Annotated in this window: 26 protein-coding genes and 1 pseudogene; 12 read left to right on the forward strand and 15 right to left on the reverse strand. The window is 75.4% G+C overall.

The window, feature by feature from the left end:
- Positions 1-3 precede the first annotated feature (3 nt).
- The 9 genes from AB0J72_RS49125 to AB0J72_RS49165 all read right to left on the reverse strand — a co-directional run bounded on the left by AB0J72_RS49125 (position 4) and on the right by AB0J72_RS49165 (position 6,371).
- Positions 4-372, reverse strand: a complete 369-nt coding sequence (locus AB0J72_RS49125) for a hypothetical protein (RefSeq protein WP_363412943.1) — start codon at positions 370-372, stop codon at positions 4-6.
- 137 nt (positions 373-509) lie between these two features.
- Positions 510-1,241 carry a HupE/UreJ family protein gene (locus AB0J72_RS49130; RefSeq protein WP_363412945.1) on the reverse strand — a complete coding sequence of 244 codons (732 nt, stop codon included), beginning with the start codon at positions 1,239-1,241 and terminating at the stop codon, positions 510-512.
- Positions 1,242-1,304: 63 nt separating this feature from the next.
- On the reverse strand, positions 1,305-1,916 hold the full coding sequence (locus AB0J72_RS49135; protein ID WP_363412947.1) for a hypothetical protein: 612 nt from the start codon (positions 1,914-1,916) through the stop codon (positions 1,305-1,307).
- A 91-nt stretch (positions 1,917-2,007) separates the two neighbouring features.
- A complete protein-coding gene (locus AB0J72_RS49140; RefSeq protein WP_363412949.1) occupies positions 2,008-2,436 on the reverse strand; it encodes a S26 family signal peptidase in 429 nt (142 codons plus the stop codon).
- Complete coding sequence (locus tag AB0J72_RS49145) at positions 2,433-4,256, reverse strand: ABC transporter ATP-binding protein (protein ID WP_363412951.1); 1,824 nt, start codon at positions 4,254-4,256, stop codon at positions 2,433-2,435. Before AB0J72_RS49145 ends, AB0J72_RS49140 begins: the two co-directional genes overlap by 4 nt.
- Entirely contained in the window at positions 4,253-4,777 is a 525-nt protein-coding gene (locus AB0J72_RS49150; protein WP_344514652.1) for a TlpA disulfide reductase family protein, read from the reverse strand. The genes AB0J72_RS49145 and AB0J72_RS49150 overlap by 4 nt, the downstream gene beginning before the upstream one ends.
- A complete protein-coding gene (locus AB0J72_RS49155) occupies positions 4,774-5,073 on the reverse strand; it encodes a hypothetical protein (RefSeq protein WP_363412953.1) in 300 nt (99 codons plus the stop codon). Before AB0J72_RS49155 ends, AB0J72_RS49150 begins: the two co-directional genes overlap by 4 nt.
- Positions 5,074-5,110: 37 nt before the next feature.
- On the reverse strand, positions 5,111-5,308 hold the full coding sequence (locus tag AB0J72_RS49160; protein ID WP_363412955.1) for a hypothetical protein: 198 nt from the start codon (positions 5,306-5,308) through the stop codon (positions 5,111-5,113).
- Positions 5,309-5,405: 97 nt separating this feature from the next.
- Positions 5,406-6,371, reverse strand: coding sequence for a hypothetical protein (locus AB0J72_RS49165; RefSeq protein WP_363412957.1), 966 nt, complete (start codon positions 6,369-6,371; stop codon positions 5,406-5,408).
- A gap of 125 nt (positions 6,372-6,496) precedes the next feature.
- On the opposite strand from AB0J72_RS49165, the gene AB0J72_RS49170 reads away from it, so the two are divergent.
- Positions 6,497-6,850 (forward strand): YciI family protein, encoded by a 354-nt coding sequence (locus AB0J72_RS49170; protein WP_363412958.1) that lies wholly within the window; start codon positions 6,497-6,499, stop codon positions 6,848-6,850.
- Complete coding sequence (locus AB0J72_RS49175) at positions 6,847-8,088, forward strand: sigma-70 family RNA polymerase sigma factor (RefSeq protein WP_363412993.1); 1,242 nt, start codon at positions 6,847-6,849, stop codon at positions 8,086-8,088. The genes AB0J72_RS49170 and AB0J72_RS49175 overlap by 4 nt, the downstream gene beginning before the upstream one ends.
- An 85-nt stretch (positions 8,089-8,173) precedes the next feature.
- On the opposite strand, the gene AB0J72_RS49180 is transcribed toward AB0J72_RS49175, so the two are convergent.
- Both AB0J72_RS49180 and AB0J72_RS49185 read right to left on the reverse strand, forming a co-directional pair.
- Complete coding sequence (locus AB0J72_RS49180; protein WP_363412960.1) at positions 8,174-10,426, reverse strand: molybdopterin-dependent oxidoreductase; 2,253 nt, start codon at positions 10,424-10,426, stop codon at positions 8,174-8,176.
- A 223-nt stretch (positions 10,427-10,649) separates the two neighbouring features.
- Positions 10,650-11,051: pseudogene (locus AB0J72_RS49185) on the reverse strand (CocE/NonD family hydrolase); the annotation flags it as partial.
- 162 nt (positions 11,052-11,213) lie between these two features.
- Between AB0J72_RS49185 and AB0J72_RS49190 the strand changes: the two are divergent.
- Both AB0J72_RS49190 and AB0J72_RS49195 read left to right on the forward strand, forming a co-directional pair.
- Positions 11,214-11,810 carry a TetR family transcriptional regulator gene (locus tag AB0J72_RS49190; protein ID WP_363412962.1) on the forward strand — a complete coding sequence of 199 codons (597 nt, stop codon included), beginning with the start codon at positions 11,214-11,216 and terminating at the stop codon, positions 11,808-11,810.
- 76 nt (positions 11,811-11,886) lie between these two features.
- On the forward strand, positions 11,887-12,654 hold the full coding sequence (locus AB0J72_RS49195) for a Calx-beta domain-containing protein (RefSeq protein ID WP_363412964.1): 768 nt from the start codon (positions 11,887-11,889) through the stop codon (positions 12,652-12,654).
- Here AB0J72_RS49195 and AB0J72_RS49200 read toward each other — a convergent pair.
- The gene (locus AB0J72_RS49200) at positions 12,544-15,723 is read right to left on the reverse strand and encodes a BTAD domain-containing putative transcriptional regulator (protein WP_363412965.1); all 3,180 of its coding nucleotides are present in this window, start codon (positions 15,721-15,723) and stop codon (positions 12,544-12,546) included. The two genes, AB0J72_RS49195 and AB0J72_RS49200, sit on opposite strands and share 111 nt — an antisense overlap.
- Before the next feature lie 141 nt (positions 15,724-15,864).
- Here AB0J72_RS49200 and AB0J72_RS49205 point away from each other — a divergent pair, with 141 nt between their 5' ends.
- From AB0J72_RS49205 to AB0J72_RS49215, 3 genes are all read left to right on the forward strand, one after another.
- Positions 15,865-16,737, forward strand: a complete 873-nt coding sequence (locus tag AB0J72_RS49205) for a hypothetical protein (protein WP_363412967.1) — start codon at positions 15,865-15,867, stop codon at positions 16,735-16,737.
- An 87-nt stretch (positions 16,738-16,824) separates the two neighbouring features.
- Positions 16,825-17,061 carry a hypothetical protein gene (locus AB0J72_RS49210; protein WP_363412968.1) on the forward strand — a complete coding sequence of 79 codons (237 nt, stop codon included), beginning with the start codon at positions 16,825-16,827 and terminating at the stop codon, positions 17,059-17,061.
- Positions 17,024-17,293 carry a hypothetical protein gene (locus tag AB0J72_RS49215; protein ID WP_363412970.1) on the forward strand — a complete coding sequence of 90 codons (270 nt, stop codon included), beginning with the start codon at positions 17,024-17,026 and terminating at the stop codon, positions 17,291-17,293. The genes AB0J72_RS49210 and AB0J72_RS49215 overlap by 38 nt, the downstream gene beginning before the upstream one ends.
- 79 nt (positions 17,294-17,372) lie before the next feature.
- Here AB0J72_RS49215 and AB0J72_RS49220 read toward each other — a convergent pair whose 3' ends face one another.
- Positions 17,373-18,164, reverse strand: coding sequence for an alpha/beta hydrolase (locus AB0J72_RS49220; RefSeq protein ID WP_363412972.1), 792 nt, complete (start codon positions 18,162-18,164; stop codon positions 17,373-17,375).
- A gap of 147 nt (positions 18,165-18,311) precedes the next feature.
- On the opposite strand from AB0J72_RS49220, the gene AB0J72_RS49225 reads away from it, so the two are divergent.
- The gene (locus AB0J72_RS49225; protein WP_363412973.1) at positions 18,312-18,506 is read left to right on the forward strand and encodes a hypothetical protein; all 195 of its coding nucleotides are present in this window, start codon (positions 18,312-18,314) and stop codon (positions 18,504-18,506) included.
- A gap of 17 nt (positions 18,507-18,523) precedes the next feature.
- Here the strand turns inward: AB0J72_RS49225 and AB0J72_RS49230 are convergent, their stop codons facing one another.
- Positions 18,524-19,129, reverse strand: coding sequence for a MauE/DoxX family redox-associated membrane protein (locus AB0J72_RS49230; protein ID WP_363412995.1), 606 nt, complete (start codon positions 19,127-19,129; stop codon positions 18,524-18,526).
- Between the two features lie 16 nt (positions 19,130-19,145).
- Positions 19,146-21,887: a BTAD domain-containing putative transcriptional regulator gene (locus AB0J72_RS49235; RefSeq protein ID WP_363412974.1), complete on the reverse strand. Its 2,742-nt coding sequence runs from the start codon at positions 21,885-21,887 to the stop codon at positions 19,146-19,148.
- Between the two features lie 190 nt (positions 21,888-22,077).
- Here AB0J72_RS49235 and AB0J72_RS49240 point away from each other — a divergent pair, with 190 nt between their 5' ends.
- From AB0J72_RS49240 to AB0J72_RS49255, 4 genes are all read left to right on the forward strand, one after another.
- Complete coding sequence (locus AB0J72_RS49240; protein ID WP_363412976.1) at positions 22,078-22,269, forward strand: hypothetical protein; 192 nt, start codon at positions 22,078-22,080, stop codon at positions 22,267-22,269.
- A gap of 108 nt (positions 22,270-22,377) precedes the next feature.
- Positions 22,378-22,935 (forward strand): hypothetical protein, encoded by a 558-nt coding sequence (locus AB0J72_RS49245; protein ID WP_363412977.1) that lies wholly within the window; start codon positions 22,378-22,380, stop codon positions 22,933-22,935.
- Positions 22,932-24,806 (forward strand): ABC transporter ATP-binding protein, encoded by a 1,875-nt coding sequence (locus AB0J72_RS49250; RefSeq protein ID WP_363412978.1) that lies wholly within the window; start codon positions 22,932-22,934, stop codon positions 24,804-24,806. Before AB0J72_RS49245 ends, AB0J72_RS49250 begins: the two co-directional genes overlap by 4 nt.
- On the forward strand, positions 24,803-25,243 hold the full coding sequence (locus AB0J72_RS49255; RefSeq protein WP_363412980.1) for a S26 family signal peptidase: 441 nt from the start codon (positions 24,803-24,805) through the stop codon (positions 25,241-25,243). Before AB0J72_RS49250 ends, AB0J72_RS49255 begins: the two co-directional genes overlap by 4 nt.
- Positions 25,244-25,323 lie beyond the last annotated feature (80 nt).

Raw genomic sequence — 25,323 nt, forward strand, 5'->3', positions numbered from 1 at the left:
GGCCTAGATCCGCCATACCTGGAGGTGCGATTGCCGAGGTTGCCCGGTGTCCCGGTCCGGGACCGCCGGTGGTGGGGGTTCGGTGACGACGCCGGCCGGGACCGTGATGACGGTCGCGGAGCCGGTGGGCAGCTTCGGCTGCTGCGGGTACGCCGGTGCCCCGGCCGTGTGCAGCACGTTGTGGTGGTGCTGGTGGGAGTGTTCGCCGGTGACGCCGTGATGGTCGTGCCCGGCCGACGCCGCGTGGCCGTCGGGGTGCCCCTGCAAGAGGTGCGCCGACTGCGCGCTGGCCAGCGGCGCGAGCAGTAACGACAGGAGGATCAGGAACGCCAGCCCGGCCCGTGCCGGCCACAACACCCACCACCGCCCCATGCCTCGGATGATGGCAGCCCGCCGGGTCGTGGCGGTGTCGGAGATCCGCCAGAACTCTTCGTGTTCACCCGTCCGTAACGGGCCGGCGCCCCGCGGGGTGGGGGCGCCGGCGGCGGCGCGTACGGGCGGCATCGGGCCTATTCCGCGACCTCGGACCGGATGGATGCCGGCCCGGCCGCGGCGGGTGCGGGGCGGTTGGCCCGGTCGACGACGACGAGCGCGGCGGCGAGGACGCCGAGCACGATGATCGCGGTGGCGGCGACCCGCCGCGCCCGCTCCGACGTGTACCGGGCCGGCAGGTAGCCGGCGGCGAGCATGACGACGACGAGCGCGATGACCTGGCCGCCCTCGATGCCGAGGTTGAACGCGACGATGCGGGTGAGGCTGCCGAGGCCGTGCACGTCGATGTCCTGGAGCCGGGTGGCGAGCCCGAGGCCGTGGACGAGGCCGAAGGCGAGCACCGCGCCGCCGAACAGCCGCCGGTGCAGGGCCGTCCTGGGCCGGGCGAGGAGGGCGACGGCGCCGACGAAGACGACGCTGAGGCCGATGACGAGGTCGACCTTGGCGGGGCTGACCCGCCACTCGGTGATCGCGGCGGCGATGAGGGTGACGCTGTGGCCGAGCGCGAACAGCGACACGTATGCGGCGGCGCGGCGGACGGTGCCGGCGATGAGCGCGACCCCGGCGACGAACAGCAGGTGGTCCCAGCCGAGCAGCATGTGGGTGATGCCGAGCCAGACGAACTCGGGGACGGACCTGCCGGCCGCGTCGTCGACGCCGTGCGCGGACGCGGCGGTCGGCAGGAGCAGCAGCAGGGTCAGGGCGGCGGCGGGCACGACGGTGCCCCGGCGCAGAGCGGGTCGATGCATGGAGGCCTCTCGGGGTTTCCCGGGCACGGCGAAGCGACGCCCGGACGGACGTGGGAAACGGCGCTAAGCGGGCGTTCCCGACGCCGGCGGGGCTCGGCCCGCCACCCGGAGCACGGACCAGACCGAGTCGCCGCCCGCGGCCGCGCGCACGACGGCGCGCATCCGCACAGGCGGATCGAACCGCCGCGGGGTCGCCGCCGCGGCGGCGAGGCTGATGCGCCGCACGGCACCGCGCCACAGCAGCGTGGCGAGCACGCCGGCGGCGCCGTGCACCGCCAGGCCGAGCAGCAGCACGACCGGCGGCGGCACCACGTGCGTGTCGGAGGCGGCCCAGGCGGCGGTCTCGGCCGCGAGGAACGCTCCGGTCGACCAGAGCCCGGCGGTGCGGGCCAGCCGCCGTTTGCGCGGCGCCGTCAGCCGCCCACCGGACGCGAACGCCGCAGCGGTGACCGCGAGCAGCGACGTCGCGGTGAGGGCGAGGGCCACGACCACCGCGGCCAGCTCGGCCGCGTGGACGTGCGAGACACCGTCGGCCATGCCGTGCGCCGCCGCGTGCCGGTGCGCGAGCAGCCGCGACGTGACCAGGTGCGCGGTGCTCCAGCCGAGCGCGCCCGACGAGACCGCCGAGACGGCGACGAGCGCGCGACCCGCGTGCCGCTGGTCCGTCGCCCTCACCTCCCGCACCGTGTGGCCGCCGCCATCGTACGGGGTCGCCGCCGGCGCCTGCCGCAGCCGTTCGGCCGGACTGTGGTGGCCGGCCCGCTGGTCAGCGGGCGGAGGCGATGGTCCGCACGACCGTGGCGTGGACGGTGGCGAGCGGTGCCGGGCCGAACAGCCTGGAGTCCAGGCCGGGGCGGTCGCCGAGCACGACGACCGTGCCGGGCGGGACCGGGCCCGGCGCCGCCGCCGGCACGTCCGGTGGGAGGGGGTCGCCCGGCACGGCGGCGACCCGCTTGACCAGCCACGGCGACGGTGCGGCCGGTGCGGGTCCACTGTGGACTAGCTCGGCGCCGGGCGGTGGCGGGGCCGCGGGCGGGCGCCGCAGCACCACGATGTCGCCGCGGCGGGGGGTGCGGCCGGCCCGCCGCCGGGCCAGCACGAGGTCGCCGTCGTGCAGCGCGGGTTCCATGCTGCCGCCGTGCACCCTGACCACCAGCCACCAGGGGCGGAGGAAGATCCGCAGCAGCCACGTCATGGCGCCGCCGGGTCCAGGTCGTAGCCGCTGGCCTGCAGCCGGAACAGCGTGGCGTACGTGCCGCCGGCCGCCATCAGCGAGGCGTGCGTCCCGGTCTCGGTGATCCGCCCCTCGGCGAGGACCACGATGCGGTCGGCGTCGCGGACCGTGTTGAGCCGGTGGGAGACCAGCACGCTGGTGCGGCCGTCGCGGTGGGCGGCGATCGCCCGGTGGATGCGGTGCTCGGCGGCGGCGTCCAGCCCGGAGCTCGGCTCGTCCAGGATCAGCAGGTCCCGCTGCCCGCGCAGCAACGCCCTGGCCAGCGCCAGCCGCTGCCACTGCCCGCCGGACAGCAGCACCCCCTCCGGCCGGTCGTAGTCGACGAACGTGCGGGACAGCAGCGTGTCGTACCGGCCTGGCAGGGCCAGCAGCGTGTCGTGGATGCCGGCCCGCGTCGCCGGTTCCGCGAGCCGGGACGCGTCGGTGTCCAGGGTCGTGCGTCCGTCGGTGTCGCCGAGCGCGATGTTCTCCGCGGCCGTCAGCTCGTAGCACATGAAGTCCTGGAAGACGGCCGCCACCCGCCGGCGGAGGTCCTCGACGGGCAGGTCGCGCAGGTCGACGCCGTCCCAGCGGATCGCGCCGCGGGTCGGGTCGTACAGGCGGCACAGCAGCTTCACCAGGGTGCTCTTGCCCGAGCCGTTCTCGCCGACGACCGCCACCGCGCACCCGGGCGGGATGGCGACGCTGACGCCGCGCAGCACCCACGGATGCTCGTCGCCGTAGCGGAACCACACGTCGTCCAGGACGATCCCGGTCTCGCCGGCGACCGGTCCGCCCACCGCCACCGCCACCGCCGTCGCGGCGTCGGGTGGGGTGGCCAGCAGCGAGCGGTAGTGGTCGAACAGCAGCCCGGCATGATGGGCCAGGGCGAGGTACTGCACGCCGCCCGACAGCGCGGCCTGCACGCCGGCGACCGCGAGGATCACGGCGCCGACGTCGCCGGCGCTGAGGCGGCCCGCGGCGGCCGCGACGAGGGTCCAGGCGACCGCCGCGCCGGCGAACAGGGCCGACAGCGCCGCGAGGGTCACCTGGCTGCCGAGCTCGGCGCGGTCCATCCGGCGGTGCCCGGCGTTGACGGTCCGCAGCTCGGTGAGCATCCGGTGGCGCAGCAGGTCGCCGGCGCCGAACAGCCGCACCTCCTTGGCGGCGCTGAGGTCGGTGAGCAGGTCGGTGTAGAACAGCTCCCGCCGCTCGGCCGGGCTGAGGCTGAAGGTGAGCGCGGCCCGGCGCCGGCTCAGCCGCAGCTCCGCCACCAGCGCCGGGACGGTCGCGGCGGCGAGACCCGCGGCCAGCCACGGCGAGACGACGACGAGCGCGCCGGCCATGCCGGCGATCGTCACGACGGCCTGAGCGACGCCGAGGACGCTGTCGACGACCTGGCTCGGGCCGCCGTTCCCGGCCTGTTCGGCCATCCGCAGCCGGTCCCGGAACGCCGGGTCCTCGAGGGTCTGCAGCAGCGTGAACCGGCCGACGGCCGCGTACAGGCGGTCCTTGGCGATGACGGCGACGGCGCGACCGAGCTCCGCCTGGACGTAGCGCAGCACGGGCGGACCGAGCGCGGCGAGCAGCCCGGCGGCGGCGAGGGCGGCGGCGACGGGGAGCACCGCCGCGGCCGCGCCGCCCGCGACGACCCGGTCGATGCCGACCTTCGTCAGCCAGGCGGCGAGCGCCGGCAGCGCGCCGGCCAGCAGGCGCGCGCCGACGTACCCGCACAGCAGCACCGGGCGGGCCCGCCACGCGAGCAGCAGCGCCGCGCCGGCACGGGACAGCACGGCGGTCACGCCGGCACGGGCACCTGGTAGCCGACGGACTCGACCACGCCCCCGTCCCGCACGAGCACGAACGCGGGGAAGCCCCGGACGCCGAACGCGCCCGCGACCGGGCCCTCGGGGTCCTCCAGGATGACCGCGACGCCGCCGGTGCCGGTGAGCGCGCCGACGACGGGTGCCGGGTCGCCGCCGTCGTCGACGACGACCGCGAGGACGTCGCCGGGGTGCCGGGCCGCCGCGGCGCGGAAGTCGCCGAGCCGCTCATGGCAGGCGGGGCAGTCGGGCGAGAAGAACCCGATGAGGGTCTGGCCGGTGAGCGAGGCCCGGTCGACCCGTCGGCCGTCCACAGTGGACGCCACGAAGTCGGCGACGGGTTCGCCGAGGGTCGCGGTCGACACCGGCGGCGGCTCGGCCATGTCGCCGAGGCGGTTCTCGTAGGCGCGCAGCCGGCGCACGACCCCGAGGACGACGACCAGGTTGAACAGGGTCAGCGCGGTGAGCAGCAGCACCGCGACGAGCAGCGCGGTGGTCACCGGCCCGCTCCCTTCGCCGGTACCGGCGGGATGCTGAGCAACGACACGATGTCCTCCAGCGACGCAAGGATGAGCCCGGCGGCGCCACCGGCGACCGCGCAGGCCAGGAACGGGGTGGTGGTGTCGGGGCGGCCGGCCGCGGCGAGCGGGACGGCGGCGGCCGGCGGGCGTCCCGGCCCCGGCCACAGCGCGGACGCGCTGCGCCGGAGCCGGGTGAACGACCGGGATGAAACTTTCCCGGCGACCGCCATCGCGAACACGACGGCCGAGCCGGCGGCGACCACGGTCACCGGCATCGGTGACCCGCCGGGGCGCGCCCGGCCGTCGTGTGGTTCAGCACGTGCCGGTGACCGTGCAGGAGTAGCAGTGATTCGGCACGCCCGAGCAGCCGTACATGCACTTGCGGCGGTACCGCAGGCCACCCTTGCAGTAGCACGTCTCCCATTCGTACGTGCATCCCGCGTCCGCCTCCGCGGTCGGGGCGAGGCGCGCGAGCACGCGGTCGGCGAGCCGACCCATGGTTTGAACCATCGATGACATCCTTCCATCGGGGGATACCGATAGGCAGGGTGATCGATGTCGATCGGCCTGTCAATGGGAGCGTTCCCAGTGTGGCCGGGCCGGGCGGTCAGCCGTACTGCATGCCGGGTGCGTTGCCGTCGTCGACCATGGCGAGGATCGCGTCGGGTTCGGCGGAGCCCGCCGTCGCGCGGACCATGTTCAGCGCGCCGCCGAGCGCGGTGACCGTGACGTCGCGGAACACCTCGGCCGGCCGGTCGTGCGCGTACTCCTGCCGCTGCTCGGTGACGGAGCGGTCCATGTCCTCGGCCGTGCTCCACGACGAGCACACGACGACCTTCGCCGGTTTGCCGGAGCCGGCGCCCGCCCGGCGCACCCCGGCGGCGATCACGTAGGCCCGTTCGTCCCGCGTCCGGGTCCGGAAGTACGCGGCGACCACGTCGCCGAGGCAGCCCGCCAGCGCGCGGAACGTCGGGTTCGCCGCGAGCGAGCGCTCCGGAGCGGCCCGGACGTCGTCCCAGTTCGCGTCGTCGCCGCCGACGAACAGGTCGCCGCCCTCGCCGTGGACGCGGGGCAGGGCGATGCTCAGGAAATGCAGGCCGTCGTCGGTGAGGACCGGCGGGGCGACGAGGGCACCGCCGTCGTCCCGCCAGCCCGCCGCGACCAGCTTGCCGGTGATCTCGACCGGGAACTGCCCGCCGGCGACGAGCGACACGTCGCGCGACGACGTCCCGGCGGTCACGACGTATTCGCTGTTGTCCAGCCGGATGTCGTAGTCGGGCAGCCTGATGACCTCCGGCTGGAGCCGGGCGCTGCCGCGACCGATGAGCCCGCGCCACTTCACCGACCCGGTCTTGCGCGGGAAGTGCATCGTGACCGCCTCGTCGGCGAAACGGACGGTCGTGCGGATGTTCTCGGTGTCGGCGAGGCGGCCCAGCGCCTTGACGAGCTCGGTGTCCCCGCCGCCCGAGCCCGGCGACCCCTCGCGATCACCGCAGGCGGCCGTGGTGCCGAGCAGGACCGCGCAGGACAGGAGCAGCGCGTGCGTCCGGTGCCGCCGGAAGGGTGCGAACATGCCGGCACTGTGCCGCCCCGCGCGTGCAGCCGGCGTGCAACCGGACCGGCCGCGTGATTTGTCGGGCCGGTTGTCGAATTCGGGCCCGTCGCCGCGTCATGGTGGCAACGGACGAAGGAGGAGTCATGCAGTACGCGCTGTTGCTCTACGGGGACGAACGGGTGTGGCAGGAGGCCGACGAGGCGGCCCGGCGGGAGATCTACGCCAGGCACGAGCGGTTCATGAAGCTGCTCGTGGAGCGCGGCGCGCTGGTCGGCGGGGCGGAGCTGGCGCCGACCGGGGCGGCGACGACGCTGCGGCGCGACGGCGCGGAGGTCAGCGTCACCGACGGGCCGTTCGCGGAGACGGCGGAGCAGCTGGCCGGGTTCTACCTGATCGAGGCGGCGGACCTGGACGAGGCGCTGGCGCTGGCCCGGGCGCTGCCGTCCGGGGTGGTCGAGGTGCGGCCGATGGTGCCGGGCCCGAAGGAGTCCAGCTGAGCGGTGCGGTCGAGCAGGCGTACCGGGAGCACTGGCCGCGCCTGCTCGCGTTGCTCGTCACCCGGCTGCGGCGGTTCGACCTCGCCGAGGAGAGCCTGCAGGACGCGTTCGCGGCCGCGGTCGAGCGGTGGGACCGGGACGGCGTGCCGGCGAACCCGGCGGGCTGGCTGATGACCGCCGCGTGGCGGCGGGCCCTCGACCGGGTGCGGCGGGAGGAGGCGGACCGGGAGCGGCTGCCGCTGCTGGTCGTCGACGCGCCCGGCACCGTCACCGAAGCCGTCACCGAAGCCTGTGCCGGGGACGAGGTCGGCGACGAGCGGCTGCGGCTGCTGTTCGCCTGCTGCCACCCGGCGCTGGCACCCGACGCGCGGACCGCGCTGATGCTGCGCTTCGGGGCGGGCCTGACCACGGCCGAGATCGCGCGGCTGTGCCTGGTGCCGGAGCCGACGATGGCGGCGCGCCTGACCCGGGCGAAGAAGAAGATCGCGCAGGCCGGGATCCCGCTGCGGGCACCGGCGCCGGCCGACCTCGCCGGCCGCCTCGACGGGCTGCTGACGGCGGTGTACCTGCTGTTCAGCGAGGGCTACCGGGCCACCGGCGGGCCGGCGCTGCTGCGGCCGCGGCTGGCGCAGGAGGCGATCCGGCTCGGCTACGAGCTGGGCCTCCTGCTGCCGGACGAGCCGGAGCCGGTCGCGCTGCTGGCGCTGATGGTGCTGCAGCACGCCCGCCGCGACGCCCGCGTCGACGCCGACGGGCACCTGGTCCGGCTGTCCGAGCAGGACCGGTCCCGCTGGCACCCGACCGAGCTGCGGCACGGCTTCGAGCTGCTGGCGTTCGTCCGCGACGACGAGGGCGCCGGCCGGTACGCGCTGGAGGCGCTGATCGCCGCGGAGCACGCGAAGGCAGTCACGGCGGCCGGCACCGACTGGGCGCGGATCGCCGGGCTGTACGCGCGGCTGGAGGCGCGCACCGGTTCGCCGGTCGTGCGGCTCAACCGGGCCGTGGCGGTCGCGGAGGCCGGCGACCCCGCGCTGGCGCTGGCGCTGACCGACGAGGCGGGCGAGCGGCTGCCGGGCCACCACCTCGTCCCGGCCGTGCGGGCGGAGCTGCTGCAGCGCCTCGGCCGTTCCGGCGAGGCCGGCGCGGCCTGGGAGGCGTCGCTGCGGCTGGTGCGCACCGACCCCGAGCGCCGGTACCTCCTGCGCCGGGCCGCCGCCGGCCCGCTTCCGCGGTCGTAGCCGTCAGCCCGGCGCCGCGGTTGTGGTCGCCGGCCTGGCGTCGCGATTGTGGTCGCCGGCCCGGTGTCGCGGTCGCGGGGCTTGTTCAGGGGGCGGGGGAGACGGTCACCGGGATGCCGTTGAGGACGCTGTTGCCCGACAGCGGGTCGATGGCGTGGTCGTCGGTGAGGATGTTGCTGTTGACGCCGGGTGTGGCGGCGGCGACCGCGGCCCGCGTGCCGGGCGCGCCGTGCCCCCAGCCGTGCGGCAGGCTGACCACGCCCGGCATGACCGTGTCGGTGATCTCGACGGCGACGGTGAGCGTGCCGACGCGGGACGCGACCGTCGCCCGGCCGCCGTCGTCGAGGCGCAGCGCGGCCGCGTCGTGCGGGTGGACCTGCAGCGTGCAGCGGTCCTTGCCCTTCATCAGCCCCGGTACGTTGTGCATCCAGCTGTTGTTGGACCGCAGGTGCCGCCGGCCGACGAGGACGAGCCCGTCGCTCGGCCGGTCGAGGGCCGCCCGCAGCCGGTCGACGTCCTCGGCGATCGGCGCGGGGCACAGCTCGACCTGCCCGCTCGGGGTCCGCAGCACCTCAGGCACCCGTGGCTGCAACGGGCCCAGGTCGACGCCGTGCGGGTGGTCGAGGAGCTTCCGCAGCGTCAGCCCGGACTCGTCGGCGCCGAAGCCTTCACCGTACGAGCTGAGCCGCAACCGCACGTCGAGCAGCCGCTCCGCGGGTCCGTCGCCGCCGACGAGGGCCCGCAGCTCGGCGACGTCCCGGCCGTGGACGGGGGAGCCGGGGTCGGCGACGGCCCGCTGCAGCAGCTGCAGGAGCAGCCGCTCGTGGTCGACCCCGGCGAGGCGGGCGAGGATGTCGGCCTCGTCCATGCCGCCGGGGTCCTTCGGCAGCACGGGCGGCGAGTACACGGCCGTGTTGCGCACGACGAGGGTCAGGAACGCGAAGTCGTAGTGGCCGACCCGGGCGGGGTCGGTCGGCGGCAGGATCACGTCGGCGTGCCGTGTGGTCTCGTTGAGGTACGGGTCGACGCTCACCATGAACTCGAGCCCGCCGAGGGCCGCGTCGAGCTGCCCGCTGTTGGGCGTGGACAGCACCGGGTTGCCGGCGACGGTGACGAGCGCCCGCACCTGCCCGTCGCCGGGCGTGGTGATCTCGTCGGCGAGGGTCGCGACCGGCAGCTCGCCCTTGACCTCCGGCAGGCCGCGGACCCGGCTGGTCCACCGCCCGACCCGGAAGCCCTTGCCGCCCGGCTCCGTGGCCTTCCGGGCGTGCGGCGCGAGCGGGAACATGACGCCGCCGGGCCGGTCGAGGTTGCCGGTGAGCACGTTGACGACGTCGACGAGCCAGCTCGTCAGGGTGCCGAACTCGACCGCGCAGGTGCCGATCCGGCCGTACACGGCGGCGGACGGCGCGGCGGCGAGGTCGCGGGCGAGCCGGCGGATGTCCCCGGCCGGCACCCCGCACGCGGCGGCGACGGTCTCGGGCGGGAAGTCCTTCGCGAGGCCCGCCACCCGCTCCACGTCGCGGACGTGCCCCTCCAGGCGGCCGAGCGCGACGAGGTCCTCGTCGAACAGGGTGTGCACGAGCGCGAACAGCAGCAGCGCGTCGCCGCCGGGCCGGACGAACACGTGCTCGTCGGCGACGGCCGCGGTCCTGGTCCGCCGGGGGTCCACGACGACGACCCGCCCGCCCCGGGCCTGGACGGCCGCGAGCCGCCCGGGGAAGTCGGGCGCCGTGCACAGGCTGCCGTTGGACTCCAGGGGGTTCGCGCCGATGAGGACGAGCAGGTCGGTCCGGTCGATGTCGGGCACCGGGATGGCGTCGGGGTTGCCGTACAGGTAACCGCACGAGACGTGCTTCGGCATCTGGTCGACGGTGCTGGCCGAGTAGACGTTGCGGCTGGCGAGGGCCTTGACGAGCGGCCCGCCGTAGAGCGGCCCGGCCATCGTGTGGACGTTGGGGTTGCCGAGGTACACGGCGACCGCGTCCGCCCCGTGCCGCGCCTGCACCTTCGCGAGCCCCGCCGCGGCCGCCGCGAACGCCTCGTCCCAGCCCACCTCGCGATGCCGGCCGTCGGCGCCACGCACCAGCGGCCGGCGCAGCCGGTCCGGGTCGTGCACCAGCTGCCCGAACGTGGCCCCCTTCGGGCACACGAACCCGGCGCTGAGCACATGCTCCCGATCCCCCCGCGCCGCCACGATCCTGTCCCCGGCGACGGTGAGCTCCAGCCCGCACACGGCCTCGCACAGCGGGCAGGTCCGGAACGCCGTGCGGGTCGCTTCGCCGTGCATCGTGCCCCACCACCATCGGTCGAGGTTCGCCGTCGCGGCCAGCTTCACCCCTGAGACACGGTCCCGGCAAGCGGGCTACCGCGCCTGGACGGGCAGCTGGAGGTAGGAGGCGTGCTCGCCGCCGGTGTGGATGACGTGGCGGCCGGTGCTGGCGGGGGTGTACTCGAGCAGCCGGGGCATCATCGGGCCGAGGAGGTTGCGGGAACCGCTCGGCCTCGGCGACGATGTCCTCCTTCTGGCCGAGGCCGAGGAAGCTGTGGTCCCGCAGCTGCCGGGCGAGCCCCGAGGCCGCGAGGTAGGAGGTGCCGCTCATCGCGACCTTGCCGGTGCACCACTCCTGGACGGCGAGCCACTCGATCAGGTCGCAGCAGTCGCGGCCCTCCTGCCGGTCCCACAGGACGCTGTCGCCCTCTGAGTTCGCGACGCCCCGGATGTCCGGGTTGCAGATCGCGTAGCCCTGCGCGCACCGGTACGCCGGGTCGGGCGCCTCGAACTTCGCCAGCCCCGACACGATCCCGTGGTCCAGGCCGACCAGCCCGAACACGCCCATCACGCTGGTGGAGGTGCCCTGCCCCTTGCCGTACGGACTCCAGGCGACGATGACCGGCACCGGTTCGGTCCCGGCCGGCCGCAGTACGTCCACGTAGATCGTCACCCCGTCGCGGAGCGTCACGGCGACGTCCTTCTCCAGGACGATGTCGATCGGGATCGGCTTGAACGGCGGCGCGATCTGGAACCCCGCCTCCAGGGTCCGGGTGCCGGGCTCGAAATCGCTCAGGATCCCGTACCGGTCGCCTGGCTGCAGGGGCTGGGACTGGGCGTGATGGAGGAGACGGTGCGACGCGGCCGCCGGCCCGGGCAGAGCGCGACCCGGCAGGCGATCCTCGAGGCCGCCCGGGCGCGCTTCGCCGCCGACGGCTTCACCGCCACCACGATCCGCCGCATCGCCGCCGACGCCGAGGTCGACGCGTCCCTCGCCATGCAGTTCTTCAAGTCCAAGGACGAGCTCTTCGGCGCCGTCATGTCGGTGCCGCCGGCCGCCCTCGACCGCATGACCGACGCGTGGCGGGGCCCGTCGGAGGAGATCGGCGAGCGCGTCGCCCGCGCGTTCCTCGGCGTCTGGGAGGATGACCCGGAGGCCTCCGAGCCGCTGCTGGCGATGCTCCGCGGCGCGATCGCCCAGGAGCAGGCCGCCACCCAGCTCCGCGACTTCGTCGAGGCCCGCCTCATGAAGGGCGTCGACGCCCACCTGCGCGACGACCCGGACACCCGCCTGCGCGTCGCTCTCGCCGCCGCCATGCTGATGGGCGTCGTCGTCGCCCGCCGCATCGTCCGCGTGCCGACCCTCGCCGACGAGGACCTGACCCAGGTCGTGGCCGCCGCCGCCACCGCCCTGCAAGCGCTGCTCGCGCCCGGCACGCCCGCACACTAAAAGCAGCCTTCACAAGCTCGGCGCGAGGCAGCCCGCCACAAGCTCGGCACAAGGCCGGCGGCCGACGATGCGTCACATGACGCCAAGACTGAGGCAGGCACTCACCGCAGGTGCCGTCGTGTCCCTCGCCGTCGCGGTCGCGCCGGCACCGCCCGGGCGGAGCGCCGCTGCCGAGCCGTGCCGCCGCACGGTCGCCGTCCAGCCGCAGGTGACGGCCGGCGAGCGCGCCGGCACGCTGACCTTCCTGGTGTATTCGGGTGGGTGCGCCGCCGCCGGCGCGGTGGAGTTCACGGTCACGCCCGGCAGCGCCCTGCCGTCGGCCGACTACGCGCTGCCGGACGGGGTGCTGCGCTGGGACGTCGGTGACACCGGTGTCCGGTCGATCGTGGCGAGGATCGCCGACGACCGGGTGCGGGAGGCCCCGCTCGAGGACTTCACGGTGCGGCTCACCGCACCCAGCGCCGGCATCGTCGTGCAGCGTGGCACCGCGAACGGGCGCATCCTCGACGACGACGGCCCCGGCCTGGTCTGGGCCGTGGACGACGGCGTCGTCCCCATGCTGGGCCACGGCTACCTGTGCCCGCCGCCGCCTCCGCCCCCGCCGACAACGCTGACCTACGTGTGGCAGACCGGCGACGGGACGGCCAGGGCGGGCGTCGACTACGTCCCGGTCGGCGAGCGGACGCAGACGGTCCCGGCCGGGGCCACGCGCGTCCCGTTCGACGTGACCCTGCTACCGCGTCCGGCCGGCACCCCGAGCCGTTGGTTCACGGTGCGGATCGTCGCGGTCTCGTCCGGCACCGTCGTCGACGCGGTCGCGGTGGTCACCATCGACGGTCCGTAGGTGGGCCAGGACGACGGACTCGAGGTGCCGGTCGGCGAGCTCGCGGGCGAGCGCCAGGGCCCGGCGGAACTGGGTCGCGGCGGCCGCGCGGTCGCCGCGACCCAGGTGGGCGAGGCCGATGAACCTGAGCGTCTCGGCCTCCACGCCCCGGGCGCCGATCCTCCGCCGGATCGCCAGCGACGCCGTGAACTGTTCGAGCGCGCCCTCGTGGTCGGCGGCGGCCAGGTGGATCTCGCCGAGGCTGGTCAGCGTCAGCGCCTCCATGGGCGCGTCACCGATCTCGCGGGCGAGCGCGAGCGCCCGGCAGAGGTGCTCGCGCGCGAGGTCCGGCTCGCCCATCCGGGTGTACACGTGACCGAGATTGTTCAGGGCGAGGGCGACACCCGGCAGGTGGCCGTCCGTGCGGTGCAGGTCCAGTGCCTGACCGAACGCGCCCGCCGCCGCGTCGAGCCGGCCCAGCTCGCAGTGGGCCACGGCGATGTTGTTCAGCGCCAGGCCCTCGTCGCGCCGGTACCCCACGGCACGCAGCAACCCGAGCGCCGCCGGTAGGTGCTCCAGCGCCTCCTCGTGCCGGCCGGCCGTGTTCAGGGCCATGCCGAGCAGGCCGCGCATCAGCGCCTGGGCGGCCAGGTCGTCGTCGCGCTCGGCGGCGGACAGGCCCAGGCGGTAGGTCTCGAGCTGGTCGGGCCAGCAGCCGCGCAGCATCTGGAAGCCGGTCAGCAGGTATGCCAGCTGCCAGGCCGCCCGGTCGTGCCCCCGCTCGGCGGCGTGCCGGACGACGGGGAGCAGGTTGGCCCGCTCGGCGTCGAGGAAGGCCAGCGCGTGGCCCCGGTCCGGCGGGAACGGCACCTCGACCGGCGGTTCGGCGGGCACCGCTCCGGCCCGGTCCCGCGCTGGGTCGCACACGCGGTTCGCGGCGTCGGCGGCGACGAGGTACCACTCGACGATGCGCCGGTCGGCCGCGGCCGCCTCCTCCGGCCCGGCCCGTTCCGCCGCGTACAGGCGGATCAGGTCGTGGAACCGGAACCGGCCGCCGCCGGTGTCCACGACGAGATGCGCGCCGAGCAGCTCGCCGAGGGCCTGCCGTGCCTCGGCCTCGCGGGCACCCGCGACGGCGGACGCCAGCGCCGGGGTGAACGTGGCACCGGGATGGCGGCCCAACCGCCGGAAGGTGCGTGCGGCCAGCGGGCTCAACGCCTCGTAGGCGCTGGTGAACACCGTCCGGACGCTGCGGGAGTCGCCGGGGACCGTCAGGGTGGCCAGCCGGTCGGTGCCGGCGAGCGCGGCGACCAGCTCGGCGATCGGTCGCGGCGGATGGACGGTCAGCTTCGCCGCGGCGATCCGCAGGGCCAGCGGCATCCGGCCGCACAGCTCGACGAGCGCCGCGGCCGGGCCGGGCTCCCGCGCGATCCGGTCGGTGCCGATCACGCGGCCGAGCAGGGCCAGGGCCTCACCGGCCGCGAGCACGTCGAGGTCGACGAGGGTGACCGCGTGGTCCATCGTGAGGCCGGCCAGCTGGTGGCGGCTGGTCACCAGCAGCCGGCTGCCGGCCGACGGCGGCACCAGCGAGGTCACCTGGGCCGCCGTCGCGGCGTTGTCGAGCAGGATGAGGACCTGGCGGTGGTGCAGCACCGACCGGTACAGGCCGAGCAGCGCCACCGGGTCGGCCGGGATCTGCGCGGCCGGCACGTCGAGCCCGAGCAGCAGCAGGGTCAGCGCCTCGGCGGCCGGCGTCGCGGTCGCCGGGTCGTGACCGCGCAGGTCGAGGAAGAGCTGCCCGTCGCGGAACCGGCCGGCGACCCGGTGCGCCCACTGCACGGCCAGGGCGGTCTTGCCCATGCCGGCCGGACCGCACACCACCCCGACCTGCGACGGGCCGCCGAGGAGCCCGTCGAGTGCGGACTGTTCGGCGGTGCGCCCGACGAAGTGGCCGACCCGCGGCGGCAGCTGCGCCGGGGTGGTCACCCCGGGCTGGGAGATCTCGAGATCGAGCACCGGTGACCGGCGCAGGACCGACGCGTACAGCGCCGCCGCCCGCGGACCGGGCTCCACCCCGAGCCGCTCCGCGAGCCGCCCCCGCAGCCGCTGGTACGCCTCGATGGCGTCGGTGTGCCGGCCGCACCGGTACATGGCGAGCATCGACAGCTCGACGAGCCGCTCCCGCACCGGATGGGTGACCAGGGCCTTCTCCAGCTCGTCGACGGCGGCGGCGTGCTCGCCGAGCCGCAGGCGGGCGTCCCACAGGTCCTCCCGCGCCCCGAGCCGCAGTTCGTGCAGCCGGTCCACCTCGGCCGCGACCCAGCCCACCGGGTCCGCGTCGGCGAGCGCCTCGCCGCGCCACAGCGCCAGTGCCAGGCGCAGGCGGCTGGCCGCCTCGGTCGCCTGACCGGCGGCCAGCGCCCGGCGGGCCTCGGCGGCCCATCGCTCGAAGCGGTGGGCGTCCACCTCGTCGGGCCGGACCGCGAGCAGGTACCCCGAGCCCTGGGTGAGCAGCACGCCCGGCAGCCCGCACGCGTCGAGGGACTGCCGGACCCGGGCGACGTGGCTGTACAGCGTGGCGACGGCGGTCCGCGGCGTCGCCTCCGCCCAGAGCGCGTCGAGCAGCCGGGTCTGCGTGACGACCCGGCCGGCGGCCAGCGCCAGCACACCGACCAGGGCCCGCTGGCGCGCCCCGGACAGGACCGTCGAGCCCTTCGGCCCGGCCACCTCCAGCGGCCCGAGCAGCCGCACCTCGGCCCGCCGCGCCGGCTCCTGGGCCCGGACCGGCCCGGTGTTCCGGCGGCGGTGGTCCTCCGCGCGGTCCCGCGCGGTGGCGAGGACGCCCTGCTCGGCGGGCGAGGCGCCGAGCAGCCGGACGAGGACGTCGAACCGGTCGACGGGCGGCAGCGACTTGCCGGAGAAGTACTGCGCGACGATCCCGAGGGACCAGCCGGTGGCCGCGGCGAGCTCCCGGTAGGTCAGCTCCGCGCCGCCCCGCCGCCGGGCCTCCCGCCGCCGCAGCTGGTGCAGCATCCCCGGAAGATCCGGCGCAGCCTGGTCGTCCGCCATCGACAGTTCATAGATGTACATCAGGCTTTCTGGCAAGGCGTCCGCGCAAACCCAACAGTTCAACAATGTTCAACCGTCGATGTTCAGCAGGGTTCAGCTTCGGCGGCGCGCCCCGGCGGCCGGGCCCACCGTGGTGGCACACCTCAACTGGAAGGGGAACCGATGAACATCCACCGACGCCTGGTCACCGTGGGCGTGGGCGCCGTCGTCGCGGTCGCCGCGGTCGTCCCGCTCGGGCCGGCACCGGCATCGGCCGACCCGGCGGGCCTGGTCACGGTCGGCTTCACGACGGCCGCGAACAGCAGCGACAAGACCTACTCGAAGGCCTGCCCGCCCGGCACCGTGGTCACCGGCGGCGCCGGCTATCTCACCGCCAACCCGGCGGCCCAGGGCTGGGTCGGGCTCGACCAGCTCGAGCCGAACGCCGACGGCTCGGGGTTCACGGCGACCCTGCGCGAGGTCGACGGCTACGCGGGCAACTGGTCGCTGACGGTGCGGGCCCAGTGCGCCGCCCCGTTGCCGGGCTGGCAGCGGGTCAGCGCCACCTCGGCGGCCGCCACCACCTCGGCCACCGCCACGACGGCGTCCTGCCCGGCGGGCAAGAGCGTGATCGGGGCCGGCGCCAAGGTCAACAACGGTCAGGGCGAGGTCGTGCTGGACGACGTCATCCCGTCGGCGAACCTCAAGACCGTGACGGCCAAGGCGTACCGCGTCCCGGGCAGCGCACACAGCGGCTGGACCCTCACCGCGTACGCGATCTGCGCGAACACCCCCGCGGGCCTGCAACTGGTGTCGTGGGACACCGGCCCGCTCACCAGCACGGCGCATCAGTCGCTGAACTGGCACTGCGACGAGAGCACGAGCCCGAAGGGCACCTTCGGCGGCGGGTTCGCGATCGACAGCGGCCTGGGCAACGTGCTGCCCAGCACCCTGAACATCTACAGCAGCGACGACATGTCCGCAGCCGCCGACGAGTTCCACGCCGGCTACGCCGGCAACTGGAACCTGACCCTCTACCTGATCTGCGGAAGCTAGCGCCACAGCGGTCGCGCCGGGGCACACCCCCGGCGCGCACCGCGTACAGGAGCGGCGGCGCTGGTGTGCCAGGCTGGTGTGGTGCGGATGATCGTTCCACAGTTGGTGGCGGAGCACCCGGGGCTCGTCCTCGACGGCGGACTCGTGCTGAGCGGCGGGCGGGTGGCCCGGCTCGGCACGGCGGTCAGCCGGGCGCTCGACGTCCCCGACGGCGGCCGGGCGCTCGCCGCCACGCCCGACCTACGACGCACGGGCGAGCGTCCTGTCCTGGCCCGGTCGGCAGCGCGTGGCGGTCCTCGATCCGTCCACATTGGACGTCGGTGACCACTTCGACTGGCACGGGTTCTTTCTCGGCGACCGTCGGGCCGTGCTCAAGACGTACGAGAGCGGCCTCCTGCTCTGCGACGCGGACCTGCGACCGGAGGCCTGGATCGCACTGCCCGGCGACGCCGAAGCGGTCGAGGCGGCCGTCGGGCTGGACGAGGACCTGTTCGCCGCGCAGCTGTGGGTCGACGACGAGCCGATGACGACGGTGTGGAGCCTGCCGACGCCGTGAACGAACGTGGACGTGCTTCGCGCCACGCAAGGAGACGGCGCCACATGTGGACGCCCGGGCGCGGCGCAACGACCCGGCCTCAGCAGACGTGCTCGGTGGCGGCCAGGATCTGGTCGGTCACGGCGTCGGGGTGGGAGATCAGCGTCAGGTGCGACCCGCCCGGCACCGTGCGGATGTGTGCCTTGGCCCGGTGCGCCATCGACTCCTGCGACGCCGGCGTGATGATCTTGTCGGCGCCCCCGATGACGTACCACGAGGGGATGCTCTCCCACGCGGCTGCCTTCGACGGGGTGGAGAACGCGGCGGTCGCGGCCGAGCGCTGGCTCGCCCACAGCACGTCGGCCTGGCCGGGCGCGAGGTCCGGCCCGAACGAGTGCACGAACACCGGCTGCTTCAGGTACAGGTCCGTGCCCACCTTGTCGAACAGCACGGTTGCGTTCTGGTTCAACGCCGAACCGGACCCGCTCAGCCCGCCGGTCGTCTCCCCGACGGCCGGCGCGGCGGCGTCGACGTAGACCAGCGCCTTCACGTTGGTGTTGCCGGCCGCCGCGTTGGTGATGACCGCGCCGCCGTAGGAGTGCCCGACCAGCACCACCGGCCCGTGCACCGACTTGAGAAATTCGGAGACGGACGCCGCGTCACCGGTCAGCCCGCGCAGCGGGTTGGCGATCGCCCGCGCCGTGTAGCCCTTGCCCTGCAGGCGGGAGACCTCCCCGCTCCAGCTTGACGTGCCCGCCCACGCGCCGTGCACCAGCACGATCGTCGGTTTCCCGCCGCACCCCGCCGGCGCCGCGGGGGCCGCGGAGGCGGTGAGCGAGGTTCCCAGCAGCCCGAGGACGATCGCCGAGGCTGCGCCACCAATCGTCTTCATCCGTCGGAGCTACCCCGGCCGCCGGCCTTGATGTCCGCGTCGGCGATGCAGAACGTCCGGGCTATTCATCGGGTGGCTGCGCCGTCCGGCACGCACGACGCTGGACTCCGGCGGTGTAGCAGGCGGCTGCGGCGGCACGATGAGGGCATGGAGGAATATCGGGAGATCGTGTCGGACATTGTCACGACGGCCGGCGGAGCAGAGGCGTGGATCGAGATGAACCTCTCCGGATACCTTACTGAGCGCTGCACCGGATGCGGCGCGGACGAGGACGTGGATGGGATAGCGCCCGCGCTGCAGTGGCTGACCGATCACGCCGCCACCTGCACCACCCGCCTCTAGGCACAGCCCCGTGGAGGTCAGGCGCGGCGGTCCTGCCCGGGTCGTGCGGCGGGTCGGCGGGCCGGGGGCGGCGTGAACAGGTCCACCAGGTCGTCCAGGCGGATCACCAGCAGGCCGCAGACGGCGCCCGTCGCGAGGGCCACCGTCGTGCCGGCCAGGTCGGGCGGCTGGGTCCCGGTCATGGCGATGCCGAGCGCCGCGGTGCCGGTCGCCGCCAGCAGGAGTCCGTTGCGGACCAGGTGGCGGGCGCTCAGCGGGCGTTCGGCGGCGCCGAAGCAGGCGCAGCGGGCGCCGGTGCCACGGCGCACGGCGAGCGCCACGCCGGTGGTGAACACGGCCAGCAGGGCGCCGGTGAGGGCGAGCACCGCCATCGCGAGGGGCCGCGCGGGCGGCCAGCCGCCGGTCACGGCCACCGCCGCCGCGGCGAGCCCCGCCACCAGGCCGGCCTCGGCCACCGTGGCCGCCATCGCCACGCCGGTCAGGTGGCCGGCCGGGACGAGCGGCACGGGGCGCAGGGACTCCGCGAACGCCTGCTGGGCGGCGCGGCTGCGGAGCTTGCTCCAGGCGGAGGCGGCGAACACGCAGCACAGCGCCGCCAGCAGTCCCAACGACAGGTATGACATCGTCACCTTCAAACGGTCAGCCGGCCACGCCGGTCAGGGTGGTGAGCCGGGCGCGCACCTGCTCCGCGTCGGCGTCGCCGAGGTCGGCGAGGATCTGGCCGGCGATCCGCCACGCGGCCTGTGCGGCGTCCGGCCGGCCGGACGCCAGGTGCGTGTCGCCGAGGTGGGTGAGCACCTTGGTTTCGCTGAACCGGTCGCCGAACCGGCGGCACAGCGCCAGCGCCCGCTCGTAGCACTCCAGCGCGCGGGCGTACTCGCCCTGATGGTGGTGCACGTACCCGATGCTGTCCAGGGTGGCCGCCTGGCCGCTGCGGTCACCCAGCTCGTCCTGGAGGGCCAGGGCGCGCCGGCAGTGGGTCAGGCTGTCCGCCCACTCGCGCTGCCTGGCGTGCACCCAGCCGACCAGGTTCAGCGCCCGGCCGCGGCCCAGGTGGTGCCCCGCCTCGGTGTAGAGCCGCAGCGCGGACGCGCTGTGCGAGCGCATCAGCGGCCACTCGCCCCGCGACTCGGCGAGGCGGGCGAGCGCGAAGTGCACGCCCGCGCGGCCCGCGGTGTCGCCGAGCCGCTCGTATCCGTCCAGCGCCGCCCGGTACGCCGCCTCGGCCTCGCCGTACCGCCGCAGGTGCGCCTGGGCGCACCCGAGGAACCGCTGCGCCCAGGCGCGTTCGCGGTGCTCGCCGAGCCGCTCGGTCGCCTCGATCGCGAGCCGCCCGACCGCGATGAGATCCTGCCACCGTCCCTGGTTGTGCAGCAGCCCGGCGAGCACCCGGGCCAGCTGCCACGCGCGCCGGGCGAACCCGGCCTCGGCGGCCAGCGTCGCCGCGGCCAGCATCGCCTGCCGGTGCTCGGTGAACCAGGCCAGCGCCCGCCGCTCGCAGGTGCACGGCTCGACCAGCACCCCGGCCGGCGGCGGGTCCGCGACCAGGCGGGGACAGTGCGGCTCCAGCCGCAGCGCCGCGGCCTGCCCGCAGTACACGTAGTGGTCGAGCATCCGGCCCACCGCGGCGGCCCGCTCGGTGTCGGAGTCGCAGCAGCCGGTCAGTTCCGCCGCGTACGTGCGCAGCAGGTCGTGCATGGCGTACCGGCCGGGGCTGTGCTCGGTGAGCAGGTGCGCGCGGGTCAGGTCGGCCAGCAGGGACCTGGTCCGCTCGGCCGGCAGCCCGGCCAGGCTGGCGGCCGCCGCGGCGCCGATGTCCGGGCCCGGGTGCAGCGCGAGCAGCCGGAAAAGCTGGGCGGCCGGCGGGTGCAGCGCCCGGTAGGACCAGGAGAGCACGTTGCGCACGTCGGTGGCCGGATCCCCGGCGTCCAGCATGTCGAGGCGGTCGACCCGCAGCTCGTCGGCCCAGCGGGCGAGCGGGAAGTCCGGATGGGCGGCGGCCCGGCCGGCCATCACCCCCAGGGCCAGCGGCAGCCGCGCGCACCGCTCGGCGATCAGCTCGGCGGCGCCGGGCTCGGCGGCCACCCGGTCGGTGCCGAGCCGCCGCGCCAGGAACTGCCGCGCCTGACCGGGCGAGAACAGGTCGACCGGCACCGGCCGGGCGCCCTCGGCCGCCACCAGGCCGGTGAGCTGGTCCCGGCTGGTCACCACGACCAGGCAGCCGGGGGTGCCGGGCAGCATTGGTCGCACCTGGGCGGCGTCGCGGGCGTTGTCGAGCAGCATCAGCATCCGCCGGCCGGCGACGAGGGTGCGGTACAGCGCGATCGCGGCGGACGGCTCGGAGGGCACGGACTCGGCCCGCACGCCGAGCGCGTCCAGGCACAGCCGCACCGCTTCGGCGCTGCCCATCGGGGCCGCGCCGGCGCCGAACCCGCGCAGGTCGAGGTAGACCTGCCCGTCGGGGAACCGGTCGCGGACCCGGTGCGCCCAGTGCACCGCGAGCGCGGTCTTGCCGACCCCGGCGGTGCCGGAGAGCACGAGCAGGGCGGCGGGCTCGTCGAGGCGGGCCAGCTCCGGGTCGCGGGGCACGAACCCCGGCACGTCCGCCGGGAGCTGCGCGGGCGTCCGCCAGGTCGGGCGGGGCAGCCCGCCGTCGGGTGCGTCGTGCCGCAGGATCGCCCGGTACACCTCCCGCACCTCCGGCGACGGGTCGGCGCCGAGCTCCTCGACGAGCCGGTAGCGCAGCTCGGCGTAGCAGTCCAGCGCGTCGACGGTCCGGCCGGTCAGGTGCAGGGCCCGCATCAGGACGGCGGTGAGCGGCTCGACCAGCGGATACTCGCCGATCGCCTCGGTCAGCGGGCCGAGGACCGTGCCGGCGTTGCCGCAGCGCAGCTCCGCCTCGGCCCACTGCACCAGGGCGTCGACGTACTGGCGGCGCCACGCCCTGCGCATCCGCTCGGCCCAGCTCCCCGGCACCCCGGCGAGCGGCTCGCCGGTCCACAGGTTCAGCGCCCGGCGCAGCAGCGCGACTCCCTCGCCGTCCGGGCGGCCGCGGGCCCGGTCGATGAGGTCGCGGAAGCGGTTCAGGTCGATCCGCTCGGGCGCGACGTCCAGCACGTAGCCGCCGGAGCGGCGGGGCAGCACGGGCGCGTCGCCGTCGGGCGCCAGCAGCCGGCGCAGCCGGGTGAGGTAGACCTGGAGGGTGCGCCGGGCACCGGACGGCGCCTCGTCCCACACCCGGTCGATGAGCAGCTCGGTGGTGACCGGGCGGCCGGCGTCGGCGGCCAGCACCGCCAGGACGTGCCGCTGCTGCGGTGGCCCGGCGTCCACCACGTGGTGGTCGAGCCGCAGTTCCACCGGACCGAGCAACCGAATCTCCATGCCACCGCCCCCGTTGGCAGCGCCCGGCGTCAATGCCTGACTCAGCGATGTCTATCTAACACTCGTGCTGGCCGGATGCCAACAATTCATTAACGAATCGACTTCGGTCTCCGTCGCATGCTGTGGGCAGCCGGCCGAAGATCACAGGTCGGCGCCTCCACTCATCCGTACGACGGAAGGGAAGGTGCACATGCGTGCAGCCAAGAAGGTGGTCGGCGCGGTAGCCGACCGGATCCTCGGCATGGTCGTGCCACACACCGTGGCCCGGGCAGCGGACTGCGACTACGAGTGCTGCAGTGCGCGGAACAGTGGCAGGTACTGCTGCTACTACCCGAACGGTTCCCACCACTGCGGCAGCTGCATCACGTACATCCCGTGCTGAACCGGCAGTGAGCCCCGCGGATCGCCGGTGTCCGCGGGCACCGGCGGTCTGCGGCCCGGTCCTTCCCACCCGTTCGCCGGTCGACCGGCAGATGCAAAGGCGGTTTCCATGCCCCTCCTCATAGTCGTCGTGGCGCTCGTCGGTGCCCTGTGCGTGCTGAACCTGCTGCTGTGCCTCGGGATGATCCGCCGGCTGCGCGAGCAGACGCAGCTGATCGACGCGGTGTACGAGTTCGTCGGCAGCGCACCCGCCGCGGGCCCGGCCGGATCCGACCCGGTGGCCGGTGACACCGTCGCCGACTTCCACGCCACCACCACCGACGGTCAGCCGGTCGGCCGGGACGACCTGGCGCCGTCGACCGTCGTGGCCTTCCTCGCCGCGGACTGCAAGGGCTGCCAGGCGCAGCTGCCCGACTTCCTCGCCTGGGCCAGCGGCCAGGACCGCCAGCGGGTCCTGGCCGTCGTGAACGCCCACGACAGCGACCCGGACGCCCTCATCGCGCAGCTCGCGCCGGTGGCGCGGGTGGTCCTGGAAGGCGCGAGGCCGCCGGTCGCCCGCGCGTTCGGGGTGACCTCGTACCCCCGGTTCTGCGTGCTCGGCGCCGACGCGACGCTGTCCGCGGTCGTCGCGGCGGTGTCCCGGCTCCCGGTCGGCACCGCGGCGTGACCGCTGCGGCAGCCGAACCGCGACCGGGCCGGCGCGCCCTCGCCGGCGCCGCCGGCCGGGCCGCCGGCATGGTCTGGCGCGCGGCCCGCGGCCACGTCCTCGGGTACGTCGCCGCGACCGTGGTCACCGCGGCCGCCCCGGTCGCGATGGCCTGGCTCACCCGGGAGGTGCTGGACCGGGTCGCCGGGCCCGGCCGCCCGGGCGCCGCCGCGGGGCTGCTCGGGCTGGCGCTGGCCCTGGCCGCCGCCGGTGCCGCCCTCGCCGTCGCCGCGCAGGCCGCGGAGTACCTCCGCAGCGAGGTGGATCGGCGGGCCGCGTTGCGCGGCAAGGACGAGATCTTCGCCGCGGTGTCGAGCCTTCCCGGGCTGGCCCGCTTCGAGAGCCCGGCGTTCCTCGACCGGCTGCGGCTGGGCGTGCTCAGCGCGGCCAACCCCGGGCGGCTCGTGGACACCGCGCTGGCGGGAGTCCGCAGCGGGCTGACGGTCGCCGGGTTCGTCGGCTCGCTGGCCCTGATCAGCCCGGCGTTCACCGGCGTCGTCCTCGCCTCGGCGGTGCCGGCGCTGCTCATCGAGCTGCGCCTGTCGCGCCAGCGGACCGGCATGCTGTGGCGGATCGGGCCCGTGGAGCGGCGCGGCCTGTTCTACTCCAACCTGCTGTCCACCGTGGACGCCGCCAAGGAGATCCGGCTCTTCGACCTCGGCGGCTTCCTGCGCGGCCGGATGCTCGCCGAGCAGCGCACGGCCGACGCGGCCCGGCGCCGCATGGACCGCCGCGAACTGCTGGTCCAGGGCGGGCTGGCGGGCAGCTCGGCGGTGGTCGCCGGGGCCGGCCTGGTGTGGGCGATCCTCGCCGCGGGCGACGGCCGGCTCGGCGTGGGTGACGTCTCGATGTTCGTGGCCGCGATGGCCGGCGTACAGGCGTCCCTGGGCACGGTCGTGTCGGCCGGGGTGATGGCCTATGAGCACCTGCTGACGTTCCACCACTACGTCGCGGTGGTCACGGCCGAGCCCGACCTGCCGGTGCCGGCGTCGCCCCGGCCGCTGCCGCGGCTGCGCCGGGGGATCGAGCTGCGCGACGTGTGGTTCCGCTACAGCCCCGACCACCCGTGGGTGCTGCGCGGGCTGAACCTGACCATCCCGTGCGGGCAGACGGTCGCCCTGGTCGGGCGCAACGGCGGCGGCAAGAGCACCCTGGTGAAGCTGCTGTGCCGGTTCTACGACCCGACCCGCGGCGAGATCCGCTGGGACGGCGTGGACATCCGGGACGTGCCGCCGGCGGAGCTGCGGGCCAGGATCGGCGCGGCCTTCCAGGACTTCGTGTCCTACGAGCTGACCGCCACCGAGAACATCGCGGTCGGCGACCTGTCCGCCGCCGCCGACCCGCGGCGCGTCGCCGACGCGGCCCGGGAGGCCGGGGTGCACGACACCCTGTCCGCGCTGCCCCGCGGGTACCGGACGATGCTGAGCCGCGCCTTCGACGCCGAACCGGAGGACGCCAGGTCCTCCACCGGCGTGCTGCTGTCCGGCGGCCAGTGGCAGCGGGTGGCGCTGGCCCGGGCGTTCCTGCGCCGCGACCGGGACCTGCTGATCCTGGACGAGCCGAGCGCCGGCCTGGATCCCGAGGCGGAGCACCAGGTGCACACCCACCTGCGCACCCTGCGGGCCGGCCGGACCAGCCTGGTCGTGTCGCACCGGCTCGGCGCGGTCCGCGACGCCGACCGGATCGTGGTCCTGGCCGACGGCGTCGTGGCCGAGGAGGGCACCCACGCCGAACTGGTCGCCGCGGACGGTGCCTACGCGCGGCTCTTCGCCCGCCAGGCGGCCGGCTACCGCGACGCTGAGCCCGCTGAGCCCTTCAGTGTGCACGGATGACGTGGCTCCCGCTCGCCGCGGCGGTGCTGGCCGCCCTCGGCGCCGTGTGGTGGCTGCGCCGGCGCTACCTGACGGTCACCGTCGACGGCCCCAGCATGCTGCCCACGTACCGCCCGGGCGAGCGCCTCCTGGTCCGCCGGATCCCACCGGCAGCGCTGCGCAGCGGCCAGGTGGTGGTCTTCACGGCCTCGCCCCCACCCCCACCGGCACCCCAGCGGCCCGCGCGGATCGTCAAACGCGTGGCCGCCGCCCCCGGCGACCCCATCCCGCGCGACACCGTGCCCGCCCTGCGCACCGTCCCGGGCAACCACGTCCCTCCGGGCCGCGTGGTCCTGCTGGGCGACAACCCCGTCGTGTCCCACGACTCCCGCCGCTCCGGCTACTACCCCACCACCCGCCTCCTCGGCGTCGTCATCCGCCGCCTGGGCGCGCCGTAGGACGGAATTGGTTGGACGGCACCGTTCGTGCGGGCCGATACTGTTCGGCTGGTCTCCGGTTGACCGGCGTCCGGGGGCGG

The organism is Dactylosporangium sp. NPDC049742 (assembly GCF_040674675.1).
Taxonomy (GTDB): Bacteria; Actinomycetota; Actinomycetes; order Mycobacteriales; family Micromonosporaceae; genus Dactylosporangium; species Dactylosporangium maewongense.